This is a genomic window from Geobacter sp. SVR (assembly GCF_016865365.1).
Classification (GTDB): domain Bacteria; phylum Desulfobacterota; class Desulfuromonadia; order Geobacterales; family Pseudopelobacteraceae; genus Pelotalea.
This window is the reverse complement of record NZ_AP024469.1, coordinates 811,093-824,043: the sequence shown is the minus strand read 5'-3', so window position 1 is coordinate 824,043 and position 12,951 is coordinate 811,093. Positions and strand designations below refer to the sequence as shown.

At 60.6% G+C, this 12,951-nt stretch carries 11 protein-coding genes; all 11 read right to left on the bottom strand.

Features of this window, described 5'->3' with window-relative positions:
• Positions 1–105: 105 nt before the first annotated feature.
• Positions 106–1,719, bottom strand: coding sequence for an ammonia-forming cytochrome c nitrite reductase subunit c552 (locus GSVR_RS03885; protein ID WP_173196335.1), 1,614 nt, complete (start codon positions 1,717–1,719; stop codon positions 106–108).
• 106 nt (positions 1,720–1,825) lie between these two features.
• The gene (locus GSVR_RS03880) at positions 1,826–2,182 is read right to left on the bottom strand and encodes an ATP-binding protein (RefSeq protein WP_173196337.1); all 357 of its coding nucleotides are present in this window, start codon (positions 2,180–2,182) and stop codon (positions 1,826–1,828) included.
• 11 nt (positions 2,183–2,193) lie between these two features.
• Positions 2,194–2,499 (bottom strand): hypothetical protein, encoded by a 306-nt coding sequence (locus GSVR_RS03875; RefSeq protein ID WP_173196339.1) that lies wholly within the window; start codon positions 2,497–2,499, stop codon positions 2,194–2,196.
• A gap of 101 nt (positions 2,500–2,600) precedes the next feature.
• A complete protein-coding gene (locus GSVR_RS03870) occupies positions 2,601–4,931 on the bottom strand; it encodes a molybdopterin-dependent oxidoreductase (RefSeq protein ID WP_173196341.1) in 2,331 nt (776 codons plus the stop codon).
• Between the two features lie 30 nt (positions 4,932–4,961).
• Entirely contained in the window at positions 4,962–5,210 is a 249-nt protein-coding gene (locus GSVR_RS03865; protein ID WP_173196343.1) for a chaperone NapD, read from the bottom strand.
• Between the two features lie 176 nt (positions 5,211–5,386).
• Positions 5,387–6,775 carry a sigma-54-dependent Fis family transcriptional regulator gene (locus GSVR_RS03860; protein ID WP_173196344.1) on the bottom strand — a complete coding sequence of 463 codons (1,389 nt, stop codon included), beginning with the start codon at positions 6,773–6,775 and terminating at the stop codon, positions 5,387–5,389.
• Between the two features lie 182 nt (positions 6,776–6,957).
• Positions 6,958–8,343, bottom strand: coding sequence for a NarK family nitrate/nitrite MFS transporter (locus GSVR_RS03855; protein WP_173196346.1), 1,386 nt, complete (start codon positions 8,341–8,343; stop codon positions 6,958–6,960).
• A gap of 183 nt (positions 8,344–8,526) precedes the next feature.
• Complete coding sequence (locus tag GSVR_RS03850; RefSeq protein WP_173196695.1) at positions 8,527–10,047, bottom strand: nitrate/nitrite transporter; 1,521 nt, start codon at positions 10,045–10,047, stop codon at positions 8,527–8,529.
• Positions 10,048–10,280: 233 nt separating this feature from the next.
• On the bottom strand, positions 10,281–10,964 hold the full coding sequence (locus GSVR_RS03845) for a respiratory nitrate reductase subunit gamma (RefSeq protein WP_173196348.1): 684 nt from the start codon (positions 10,962–10,964) through the stop codon (positions 10,281–10,283).
• The gene (gene narJ, locus GSVR_RS03840; protein WP_173196350.1) at positions 10,957–11,502 is read right to left on the bottom strand and encodes a nitrate reductase molybdenum cofactor assembly chaperone; all 546 of its coding nucleotides are present in this window, start codon (positions 11,500–11,502) and stop codon (positions 10,957–10,959) included. The genes GSVR_RS03845 and narJ overlap by 8 nt, the downstream gene beginning before the upstream one ends.
• On the bottom strand, positions 11,499–12,950 hold the full coding sequence (gene narH, locus GSVR_RS03835; RefSeq protein ID WP_173196352.1) for a nitrate reductase subunit beta: 1,452 nt from the start codon (positions 12,948–12,950) through the stop codon (positions 11,499–11,501). Before narH ends, narJ begins: the two co-directional genes overlap by 4 nt.
• Position 12,951: the final 1 nt, after the last annotated feature.

Sequence of the window (12,951 nt, the reverse complement as noted above, 5' to 3'; positions counted from 1 at the left end):
TATCCTTATCTTTTGTCAGTGGTATTCCGGCACCCATACACGCAAAAAGTGCCCCGTCTCGCGAGGAAACGGGGCACTCCGTGTTGAATCCGAAGGCGCAGAAACCTACTTCTTCGGCTCATCCTTCTTGGCCACGGCCATGGCGTCGTTGAGGATCTTCACGCCTGCCTTGGAGGCGGCAATGGAGCCGGTCAGGCTCTCGCGGGCCAGCGAGGGGTTGTGGAACCCGTCGGAATTCTCGGCGGTCCAGTATTCCCACAGGGCATGGGCCTCTTCATGCTTCTCGCGGGCCTGGGCCAGGACGCTTTCAGCCACGCCCAGACGCTGTGCCGCGGCATAGGTGTCGATCAACTGGCCCAGCCAGTATTCCGCCTTGCGCATCTTACCTTTGGTATAGTTGACGATCGTTTCGATTTCATACAGTTTTTTCTCGACCGTGCTGTCGGTATGGCACCCCAGGCAGGAGGCCTTGACCGCCAGCTTGGGCTTGACCACGCCGTGGGTCGAGAACCTCTTGCCATCCTTGCCCTTCATCTTGGGCATGTGGCACTGGTGGCACTGCACGCCGGCCTTGTCGTGCACACTGCCGGCATAGGTCTCGGCCTCGGGGTGCTGAAATTTGATCAGGCGGGCACCGGTGACTGCATGCTTGAAATCGAAGAAGTCCAGCTCCTTGTAGTGCTTGAGCAGTTGCAGAGAGTTCTTGAGCGGGAAGTGATTGGTGCGCTGGTCGTCGTACTTGACCGGCTTGCCGTCGCTCCACTGGCTGCCGGCATTGCAGTTGTACTCCACATGGCACTGGGCGCACATCATGCGCGAATCGGTCTTGCTCATCACACCGATCTTGCGGAAACCGCGGAAATCGACCACCTTCAGGTCAGTGGCGCCGTTCTTGGAGAAGATATTGCCCTTGGGATCCTTCTGGATGGCCTGGATCAGTGCGTCCCTCACCACGCGGGGCTGCGTGCCGTGGGGATCGTGGCAGTGAATGCAGCCCAGCGGATTGTTGGTCGCCTTGGCCACGTCGTTGACATCGGAGGTGCGGTCGAATTTGCCCCCCTTGTCACCCATGAACTTCCAGGTGAGTATATGGTCGGAGGTCTTGCACTGGATGCAGGTCGGATTGCCGGCCATGGCAGTTTCGGTCAGCTTGGTCCCTTTACCCTTGTCCTCCAGCACATCCCAGGTCTTGCCCATCTTGTCGATGTTCTTCCAGCCCCCTTTGAACTGGTAGCGCCCCCCCTGGAAGCGGTCCACCGCAAACTGATCGATTACCATGAAGGCATGGGCGCGCGGTTCGTCGTGCTCAAAGGTGAAACCGTGACCTGCCAGGAGCTTGTCCTGCATGGGTGAACGACCGGTCGGCACCCCCTTTTCCTTGCGTGCACCGCCATCGCGGTTCAGGGTGTAGAAGCTCTCCATCTGGTTCTTGTGACACTTGCCGCACAGAGCCTGGTCGATGACCGTGCCGGGCTTGTTCTTTTCCGGGTCCTTGGCGTGGGCATCCAGTTTGTCGTGGCAAACGGTACAGGCCAGTTTGGCATGCTTGGAGCCCTCTTTCATGACCTTGACCTCATCATGGCACTCGTAGCACGTGGCACGGCCGTCGTTGGCCACCTTGGTGGCCGGCTTGTTGACTGCGACAGTCAGCGCGGGCAGCGCCAGCATGGCGATCGCACCGGCTACTGCTGCAGACAGGGCCAGTTTCTTTTTCTGCATTGTTTCTCTCCTCTCATGTGGTGGATATCATGTGCTGCATTGAATCTTTTCCGGAGGAACTCTGCACGCGTTCTCCGATAAAAACCTTGATGTGAGTCAAAAAAAACTATGTTCCTTCCCGCGGTACCAGGGCCACCGCCTTGGGGGTAACCGGACAGATGTACTCACAGGTGCCGCATCCGATGCAGCGCGCCCCATCGATCCGCACCCCCTGCCCCGGCACCACCATGAGGGCCCCGGATTCGCAACGCTCGGAACAGATGAAGCAGCCGCATTCCCGCGCCAGACAGCGCTCGTTGAACGAGGTCGCCATCATGTCCTCACGCGGCTGCGGCGGATACGGCACTTCCGGCACGGGAGCCGATGCATCGGCCGGGGCCTTGAGCGCGCCGGCCAGATCCAGGGCGGTTTGCCCCAGGGACAGCAGACTCTGGCGAAAAAAATCCTTGCGGGAGATGCCCATGCGGGATCCTTCTAACGTTTCTTTCCGTCTTTTTTCTTTTCCGGCGTATTTCGCTTTATCTCACCCTGCACGTGACACTGGGCACAGTCGCGGCGTTCAGGATGCGGTGTTACCGGGGCACCGCGCACCCCCGTGAGATGGCAGGCCAGACAATCCGCGTGGGCCTTGTCATCCATGCGATGCGGGACCGTGGCTGGTGTCCCTTCGGCAGACGCGGCATCCTTGGCATAATCGCCCCCCTTTTCTGCGGCTCCTGCGGGAAGAGCCAGCGCACACAGGCAAGCAAGCGGGATAAGACAGCGGGACAGAGTCTTCATGGCAACCGACCTCCTGGGGACTGCTTCATATGAAGATATAATCGCGAGAACCGGAGGCAGTGTGCTGCCGATATCCGGTCGCTCTTTCGGCTTTGACATCGCTACGCCTTCTCGATCTTTACCGCACATTTCTTGAAATCCGGTTCCTTGGAAAGCGGATCAAAGGCGTCGATGCACAGGTCGTTGATCAGCTTGGCTTCGTCGAAGAATGTGGTGAAGACATTGCCCTTCTCGGGCTTGCCCCGACCGTTCAGTTCCACCGGCAGGACAATCGATCCGCGTCGGGAGCTGATCTTTACCTTCTGGCGATTCCTGATGCCGAGGCGGCCGGCGTCCTCGGGATGCATCTCAAGGGTGGCGCCGGGCATGGCGCGTTTCAATTCCGGTATGCGCCCGGTCATGGTGGCGGTGTGCCAATGCTCCAGCAAACGGCCGGTGCTGAGCCAGAACGGGTACTGCCCGTCCGGCACCTCCGCAGCCGGCTCGTAGGGGCGGGCCCAGATGGTGGCCTTGTAGTTGGGGGCTTTATGGAACTTGATCCCCTCGCCCATTCCAACCTTGGGATCATCCCCTTCCACATACCGGTACCTGGTCTCCTTGCCATCCGCTTTTATCGGCCAGCGCAGGCCGCGCACCGTAAAATAGGTTTCATAGGGGGCCAGGTCCTTGCCGGTACCGATGGTGAACTGGCGATATTCCTCCCACATTTCCTTATGGAAGTTCTGCTCGCTGTAGGGAAACAGGTGGCCAAGACCAAGGCGTTTGGCAACCTCGATCATCTGCCAGGCATCCGGTTTGGCCTGGCCGGGGGGATCGATCATCTTGAACCATTGCTGAGTCCGGCGTTCGGTGTTGCCGAAGACCCCCTCCTTTTCCACCCAGGAGGCGGAGGGGAGCACCACGTCAGCCAGCTCTGTCGAGCGGGTTGGGTAGATGTCGGAAACCACAATGAAGCGGCCATCCTTGCGGGCTCCCTTGCGGTAACGGGCCAGATTGGGGGTCGACTGGAAGGGGTTGGTGCACTGCACCCACATGCATTTGATCTCCCCCCGGTCAACGGCACGGAACATTTCGATGGCATGCGGCCCCGGCTTGGCCGGAATCCTGGCCGGATCGATGCCCCATATTTTGGCGGCCTTTTTGCGGTGATCCTCGTTCATGACCACCATGTCGGCCGGCAGGCGATGGGAAAAGGTGCCCACCTCGCGGGCCGTGCCGCAGGCAGAGGGTTGACCGGTCAGGGAGAGCGGGTTCTCCCCGGGACGGCAGATCTTGCCGGTCAGCAGGTGCAGGCTGTAAATCAGGTTGTTGACCCAGGTGCCGCGCACATGCTGGTTGACCCCCATGGTCCAGAGCGAGTTGACCTTACGGGATTTGTCGCCGTAGAGGTGGGCCAGTTCGACTATCGTCTTGGCGGGGACCCCCGAAAGTTTCTCGCCCCACTCCGGGGTGAAGGGTTTGAGGTACTCCCGGTATTCCTCGAAGGTCAGGACCTTGACGTCATTGGGTCCCTCGTTGAAGTTTTCCTTGTCAGTCAGGCCGTAGGGAGCATTTTCCTTGCCCCGCTTGAAGACGCAGTGTTTCTTGATGAAGGCCTCGTCATAGAGGCCGTCGCGGACGATCACATGGGCCAGGGCATTGGCCAGCGCCAGATCGCCCTGCGGCTTGAAAGGGATGTACTGGTCCGCCATCTGGGTGGTGCGGGTACGACGGGTACCCAGGTCGATGATTTTGACCTTGGGATTTTTGAGCTTGTTGTCGATCAGGCGGGAGAACAGCACCGGATGCGCCTCGGCCATGTTGGCGCCCCACAAGATATAGGTGTCTCCCAAGTCCAGGTCATCGTAGCAGCCCATCGGCTCGTCGGATCCGAAGGTATTCATGAAGGCCACGACCGCAGAGGCCATGCAGAAGCGCGCATTGGGTTCCAGGTTGTTGGTGCCGATGCCCCCCTTGAAGAGTTTGGAAGCGGTATAGCCCTCGAACACAGTCCACTGTCCTGAACCGAACATGGCCACCGAGTCCGGCCCGTTTTTGGCAATCGACTCCCTGAATTTGGAGGCGATCAGGTCCAGGGCTTCGTCCCAGGAGGCCTCGACCATCCTGTCGCCTTTGCGGATCAGCGGCGTGGTGAGGCGGTCCCTGCCGTACAGCGCCTTGGAGAGGAGGTAGCCCTTGATGCAGTTGAGACCCTTGTTGACTGGTGCCTGCGGGTCACCCTTGGTGGCCACGATCCTGCCCCCCTTGACCCCCACCAGCACGCCGCAGCCGACACCGCAGTAACGGCAGGGGGCCTTGCCCCACGTAATGCCGGAGCTGTCGGCGGCTTCAGCTTCCTGCACCCCCAGCGGATTCCTCATCGATGCTCCGGCTGCCGCCAATGCGGCGGCTGCGGCGCTGGTCTTCAAAAAATCACGTCTGCTCAGTCCCATACGTCCTCCCGTACCCGAAATAAAAACGCATCACACTGCACGCCACTGAATGTCCTCGAAGTTATGATAGGCAACCTGGACCGAGACCACCCCGTCACATTCATGGAGGCCAGAGACCAGGGAAACCTCTCTGTCAACGGTATCAGCCTCCACCACCGCTACCACCCGGTTGCCGGGCAATACCCCGTGTACCTCGACCCCCTCGAGCGCCGTAAGCTGCGCCGCAACGGTATCGGCGCGACCGTCCCTGCAGATAATCACAATTCCCGAAACGGGCATGGTTTTCCCCTTGCTGTGCGTTCTACAACCGGGACGTTTAGCAGGGAACGTGCCATACGGGCGACACGGCCTTTATGTGTATACATTTCGAGTGGTTGAGTTGAAGGCCGGATAGGCGGGGGAGAAAAGAGGCGCACGTTGACGTTACCAGTCGGTAACGTCGATGTACGGGAATGTTACCTGGTTTCCACTGCTTCGATCTGCTTCAGTTTCTTCCAGAGGGTCTTGCGGGAGATGTTGAGCAACCGGGCCGCATCGGCCTTGCGGCCGCCGGCTTTGAGCAGGGCATCCAGAACCAGTTGCCGCTCGAAATCGCCGACGGAATGCGACAGGGGGCGTAACGCATTCTGTTCATCCTCCTGTCCGATGGCGGAGCTGTTCGCGCTGCGGGCCGCCAGAAAATGGGGCGGCAGGTCCTGCGGCTCCAGCAAGTCGCCGCAGCACAGCGCCACGCCGCGCTCCATGGCGTGTTCAAGTTCGCGGACATTGCCGGGGTAATCATAGGCGGCCAGAATTCGGACGGCAGGTTCACTGAGCCCTTTGACCGGACGTTCCATCTTTTCGGCAAACAGGCGGACGAAATGCTCGGCCAGCGGGACGATATCCTCGCGCCGCTCACGCAGGGGGGGGGCGTGGATGGTGATCACATTGAGGCGGTAGTAGAGATCCTGGCGAAATAGGTCCAACTCCACCAGCGTCTGCAGATCCCGGTTCGTGGCGGCAATGATGCGCACGTCCACCCGGATGTCGCGCTCCCCCCCCAGGCGGGCCACGGTCTTCTCCTGGATGACGCGCAACAGCTTGGCCTGGGCACTGGCCGGAAGATCGCCGATCTCGTCCAGCAGGATGGTACCGCCGTTGGCCTGCTCGAACTTGCCGCGGCGGTTGGAAACGGCCCCGGTGAAGGCTCCCCGCTCGTGGCCGAACAGCTCCGACTCCACTAGGTGTTCCGGCAGGGCGGCGCAGTTCACCGTGATCATCGGTTTATGGCGGCGCTTGCTGTGCTGCTGGATGGCTGTGGCCACCAACTCCTTGCCGGTGCCGCTTTCACCGGTGATCAGGATGGTGGAATCGAGGGAGGCGATGGTTGAGATGGTCCGGAATACCTGCAGAATGGCCTGGCTGGTCCCCACGAAGCCTTCGAAGGCACTGCCCAGGGACATTTTCTCCCTCAGCAGCAGGTTCTCTTCCTTGAGGCGCCGCTTTTCGGTGATGTCCCTGCTTATCATGAGGGTTCCCCGATAGAGGCCGCCGTCCGGATGCCGGATGGGATAGTAGCTGTTCTCGAAGTATCTGCCCCTGACATCGATCACCCGCCGCGATGTGTTGATGGAGCCGTCTTTAAGGGCCTCCAGGAGTTTTGCGATGCGTTCCGCCGAATGGGGTGAATGGATGGACAGGATGCTGCGACCGATGAAGTTGGCGGCCTTGATACCTCGGAGACGTTCAGCGGTGCGATTGATGAAAATCAGCGTGCCCTCGGCATCGGCAACGATGATCCCTTCCCCCATGCTTTCCAGGATTGCCTGATAAATGTTCGGTATATCGATACAGTTACTCACCATTCTCCCCGGACCCGCAAAGGTTACCAAACGGTAACACAACGTTCCTGCATCTGCACGCAAAAACGTATCCTTGCACGCCGGCAACCTCCGGGACACATTCACGCCCGAACCGGGAATTGCCTGAAAATGGTATGAATCCTCCTCTGACGTGTTACCCGTGGACTGGTTCGTGCCCATTACGGTCAACAGGGCATGGCGGCGTTTTTACGCGAATAAAACCACCAGGTCATGACGATGCAGGTGGCGTAGAAGGCGATGAAACCGTAAAGTGCTCCTTCCGGTCCACCGGTCAATGTGATCGACGTGCCGAAGCTCTTGGGGATGAAGAAGGCGCCGTAGGCGGCAAAGGCCGAAGTGAAACCGAGCACTGCCGCTGCCTCCTTGTTGGCGTCTCTGACGGCCTGCTCCTGGGCTGCCTGCCCCTTGCCGGCCGCTTCCCGCTGCCGTTCGGTGAGGAAGATGACCGGGATCATGCGGAAGGTGGAGCCGTTACCGATGCCGGTGGTGGCGAACAGCAGCATGAACATGGCCAGAAAGCCCCAGAAATTGCCGCCGCTGCCATGGCTGGGGAGGAAGAAGATCACCCCGCACGCGGCCGCCGCCATGACGATGAAATTCCAGAAGGTGACCCGGGCGCCGCCGAGCTTGTCTGCCAACCAGCCCCCCACCGGACGGAGCAGAGCCCCAACCAGCGGACCGAGGAAGGCGTACTGGGTCGGATTGATGCCGGGGAACTGGGACTTGGTCAACAGCGGCAGCCCGGCCGAGTAGCCGATGAAGGAGCCGAAGGTGCCGAGGTACAGCCAGCACATCAGCCAGTTGTGCTTGCGGCGGAAGATGACGGCCTGCTCGCTGAAGGAGGCCTTGGCGCTGGCAATGGCGTTCATCCCGAACCAGGCGGCAATGGCCGAAACGAGAATGAAGGGCACCCACACGAAGCCGGCATTCTGCAGCCACATGGGCCTGCTCACCCCCTTGATGATGCACATCTGGGGATCTCCGCACAGGGCGCCGAACACCCCGGTGGTGATAATCAGCGGCACGATGAACTGCATGGCGCTTACCCCCAGATTGCCGAGTCCGGCATTCAGCCCCAGGGCGGTACCCTTCTGGGCTTTGGGGAAAAAGAAGCTGATGTTGGCCATGCTGGAGGCGAAATTGCCCCCTCCGAAGCCGCACAAGAGCGCCAGGATCAGCATGGTGCTGTAGCTGGTCTGCGGATCGCGCACGGCAAATCCGATCCCCACGGCCGGGATGAGCAGCGAGGCGGTGCTGATGGTGGTCCAGGTACGGCCGCCGAAGATCGGCACCATAAACGAGTAGAAGATCCTCAGCGTGGCGCCGGAGAGTCCCGGCAGGGCCGCCAGCCAGAAGAGCTTGTTCGGGTCGTACGGAAATCCGATGGAGGGCAGGTTGACGACCACCACGCTCCAGACCATCCAGACCGCAAACGACAGGAACAGCGCCGGAATCGATATCCACAGGTTGCGGCTGGCGACCGCCTTGCCCCTGTTTTCCCAGAACTGTCCGTTTTCAGGATTCCATTCGGTTAACACACGTGATGACATAGCCTTCTCCTTGCCCGGTAGTTTGCCGTGCTGTTTTAAAAAACAGGCTGTTGAAATTCTCAGGTTGTTCAAAAATGGGCAGATCGTCGCACCCGCAGGAAGCCCCGCGGAGGCGTAGCAGCGCTACGCCGCACAAGAGGGCTGACGAGGACGGCGGCGAGATGCCCGTTTTTCAACAACCACTTAATGCTGCTCGAACGTACGCATATCGTCAGGATGCTTCTGCTTCATCATCTTCTGGGCGACATGGTGCAGTGAAACCAGGCAGACCACCGACAGGGCCAACATGAACATCCAGCAACTGGTCCACAGCCCGGTCCATTCCAGCAGATACCCGAACACGATCGGGCAGACGAAACCGCCCAGGCCGCCGAGCACTCCCACCATCCCCCCCACCACGCCGACCTCGTCCGGAAAGTAATCCGGGATCAGCTTGTAGACCGCCGCCTTGCCGATGCCCCAGATCGCACCGAGTGCCAGCACCAGCACGGCAAAGATCCAGACATTGGCCTGAAAGAATATCCGCGTCACCCCTTTGGCAAGCAGCTCCTTTTTCTTGACCGTCTGCCCGACCGTGACCACCGGCTCCTGCCAGGTCTGCTTCCCAGGCAGTATCAGCATCCGGTCGTCGAAACCCTGCAGTACCACCGGCTTGGCCTTCAACGCGTAGGATTGGTCCCCCAGCACGGCCAAGCTGCTTTTCAGTTCCCTTACTACGATGGATTCGCCGGTCACCGCCTGGACCGTGCCGGCCCGCTTGGCCATCACCCCTCGTCCGGGGGACTGGATCTCCATCCTCGGTATCGTCACCATCAGGCTGATGACCGTGGAGGCGCCCAGCACCCAGTACATGATCCGGCGGCCGCCGAACCTGTCGGACATCCAGCCCCCCAGGGCGCGGATCACCCCCGATGGGAGGCTGAACATCGAGGCGAACAGGCCGGCGGTCACCAGCGGCAGGTAATAGACATTCACGAAGTAGGGCACCAGCCATTGGGAAAAGGCCACGAAACAGCCGAACACCAGAAAGTAGTACAGACCGAAACGCCAGACCCGGACATGTTTGAGCGGTGTCAGCATGGCGAAGAAGGGCTTGCCGGACCCGGCCGGTTTTCTGTTGTCACTGAAGACGAAGAAAATTACCCCCATGACCGCCAGGATCAGGGCGTAATAGACCGGCAGCGCGCGCCAGCCTTCCAGGTTGGCGCCATTGTCGGTCAGCCGGTTGAGCATGGTCGGGGCCAGCAGCGTGGTCAGGGCCGCCCCGGCGTTCCCGGCACCGAAGATTCCCAGCGCCGTGCCCTGCCGCTCGCGCGGATACCAGACCGAGGTGAAGGCAATACCGATCGAAAAGCTTACCCCGGCCATGCCGAAACCGAAGCTGCACAGGGCAAATGAGGTAAAGCTGTCGGCCTTGGAGAGCAGATACATCGGAATGGCGCAGAGGATGAGAAGCGTTCCGTACACCGGCTTGCCGCCGAACCTGTCGGTCAGCATGCCGGCCGGCAAACGGAAAATCGAGCCGGTCAGGACCGGAATCCCGAACAGCCAGCCGATCTGGACCGGCCCCCAGGTGAAAACCTGGTTGTCAACCAGATAGGTCACCAGCACGCCGTTGAACATCCAGGCCGCAAAGCAGACCGTAAAGGCCAGGGTGTTGAGGAAGAGGTTCTTATGCGATTTCCATGTGGCGACTTCCAGCATCGTCAGATCCTCCCAGAAGAAATCATGAAACCGCACGGCGTTTGCCACAGGGAGCAAAGTCCCCCTTTAACAAAGGACCCAAAGGGCCTAAAGGGGATTTAGGGGGATTTGCCGTCGCCTTCATACATCAAATCCCCCCTGTCCCCCCTTTTTCAAAGGGGGGAACTCTTCGCGGGACATCAGTGCCCATCAGGCCCTCTGTGCCCTCCATAGCAAGGTTTTTCAGCTCCACATCAATCCCGGCCCACACCTCCCTTGCCGAGCCAGCGGTACAGGATCGGCGGGTCGGCCAGGAAACGGCACGGCAGGAACAGCAGGTGCACCAGCTTGGTAAAGGGCAGCAGGGCCACGATCAGGAAGGCCAGGGCCGCATGCAGCTTGAAGACCAGCGGGAAGTCGGCCACATACTCGATCTGCGGCCTGAACAGCAACAGCGAATGGAGATACGGCACCGCGGTGTGCAGGTACCAGACCGAGCCCCAGCGCATAAAGATGGCTACATAGATCCCGGAAGCGGCCTGGAAGATCAACAGGTAGAGCAAAACCCAATCGGCGGCAAAGGTGACGCGCCCGAGCATGCCGCTGTTGACCCGGCGCAGCAGCAGCACCAGGCAGCCGAACAGCGCCAGCAGCCCCAGTCCCAGGCCGATGCTCTCCAGCACGACCAGGGTCTGCTGATTGCCTAACAGCCGCTGCATGCCCTGCGGCCAGACAATGCCGGCCAGATGGGCCAGCAGGATCAGGATGATGCCGTGATGCCAGGAGGTGATCCCCCAGTAGAGCGTGTCCCGCTCCAGGAACTGGGTGGAATAGGTGGTCCAGGTCAGGCGGTTGGTCAGGTAGCGGTAGGGAGTGACCCCGATCAGCAGGGCCAGGGCGGTGTACGGCAGAAATACGAAGATAAACGTATCAAGCATGATGAACCTCCCGGCACTCGGCCTCGCTCAGGATCACGGCGGCGGCAATCGGATATCTCCAGTGCAGATCATCCTTATCGGCTGCGGCGGTGTGCATTGTGCCGAGCCCCTCGGACACGAAGGTTTTGACCAGGTCCCGGCACATGTCGATCTCCCCCTTGGCAACCAGATGGGCGGCGCAGTCGAACAGGATCGCCACATGATCGGGCAGTTCGCAGGTGCGGGGGGTAAAGGCGTGCTGCCGATACAACTCCTTGAGCCGGATCATGAAAGCCCCCTTCTTGTTGTTGTCGCCGTAGAGGTGATGGCTCAGATACGGGGCGCAGAGCGGGTTGAAGTCAAAGGTGCGGACGTATTCCTCCTGCAGCTCCCCCAGCTCGCTGGCCCGCAGGTACTCCACAAAGGGAGCAATGTCCGCCTGCGGATGATTGGCCGCCAGGCAGCCGGCCAGTGCTTCGGCCGAAGCCAGGAGGCCGACTTTGTCCTGCGGATAGTCGAACAGGATGGTCAGATGACGATACGATTCTCCTGGCTTCATAGACCACCTCGCGCAGTATGGGCAAGGCCAAAGCCCCTGCCCCCTTTGCGCCGTTCCGGCTCCAGCGCTTCTCGCTGCTGGGGAGGAATGACGTTGCGTTCGTTGTACCTGGCATTGGTGAAAAGCCGGCAGAGGCGCTCCACCAGGGCGGGTTCCAGCCCTACCCCCCCCAGTACCGACTCGTCCGGTTCCCCGCCCAGAGTGCGGCGGCGCATCTCCTTGCGTAGCACGATCAGCTTGCTGATCACCTCGGCCACCACTTCCTGGTTGCCACCGGAAAAGAGGTTGGCCAGATACCCGATCGGCGCCCGCAGGGTCTCCAAGCTCGGGATGCCCTCATAGGCCATCAGCTCGTGAGAAACGGTCTTGGAGGAAAGCACCGGCGAGAGCGGCGGGATGTAGTAGGCCATCGGCATGGTGCGGAACTCGGGGTGGAGCGGCAGGGCCATACCGGTCTCCTTGATCAGGGTATAGGCTGGCGATTTGGCGGCCGCTGTCAGCCATGCCTCGGGAATACCGTTGGCTCGGGCACTGGTCAGCACCCGCGGATCAAGCGGATCGAGAATCAGGCTGCGATGGGCCGCGATCAGGTCACGGTCCTCCACGTTCAGCCCGGCTTCCACCTGCTCGGCGTCGTAAAGGATCACCCCCAGATAGCGGATCCTGCCGGTGCAGCTGTGGGCGCAGGCATTGCATTGGCCGGTTTCGGTGCGGGGATAGCAGAAGATGCACTTCTCAGCCTTGCCGCTGGTCCAGTTGTAGTAGACCTTCTTGTAGGGGCAGGCGCTGGTGCAGAAGCGCCATCCCTTGCAGACCTCCTGGTCCACCAGTACCACGCCGTCCTCGCCCCGTTTGTAGATGGCCCGCGAGGGACAGGCCGCCACGCAGGCCGGATTGAGGCAGTGGTTGCAGAGCCGGGGAATGTAGAACATGAACAGCCGGTCGTACTCCTCCAGGATCTTCCGGTCCTCCAGGTTCACATCCTTGGCGGCATAGAGGGAGGAGCCGGAAAGATCGTCGTCCCAGTTGGGTCCCCCCTTGATGGTGTCGATCTTTTTGCCGGTCACCAGGGAGATGGTGTCAGCCACCGGCTGGTCATTGTCTTCGGCCGCCCTGTAAAGATTGGCGTAGTCATGGGTGAAGGGCTCGTAGTAATCATCCAGCCGGGGCATGTTGGGCTGAAAGAAGATGTTCAGCAGGGTCGGCAGCTTGCCCAGCGCCCGCAGTTTGAGCGTACCGTTTTCCCTGACCCAGCCCCCCTTGAATTTACCCTGGTCCTCCCACTGTTTCGGATAGCCGGCCCCCGGTTTGGTCTCCAGGTTGTTCCACCACATGTATTCGGCACCCTGCCGGTCGGTCCAGATGTTCTTGCAGGAAAGACTGCAGGTGTGGCAGCCGATGCACTTGTCCAGATTGAGAACCATTACCAGTTGTGCTCTGACGTCCATG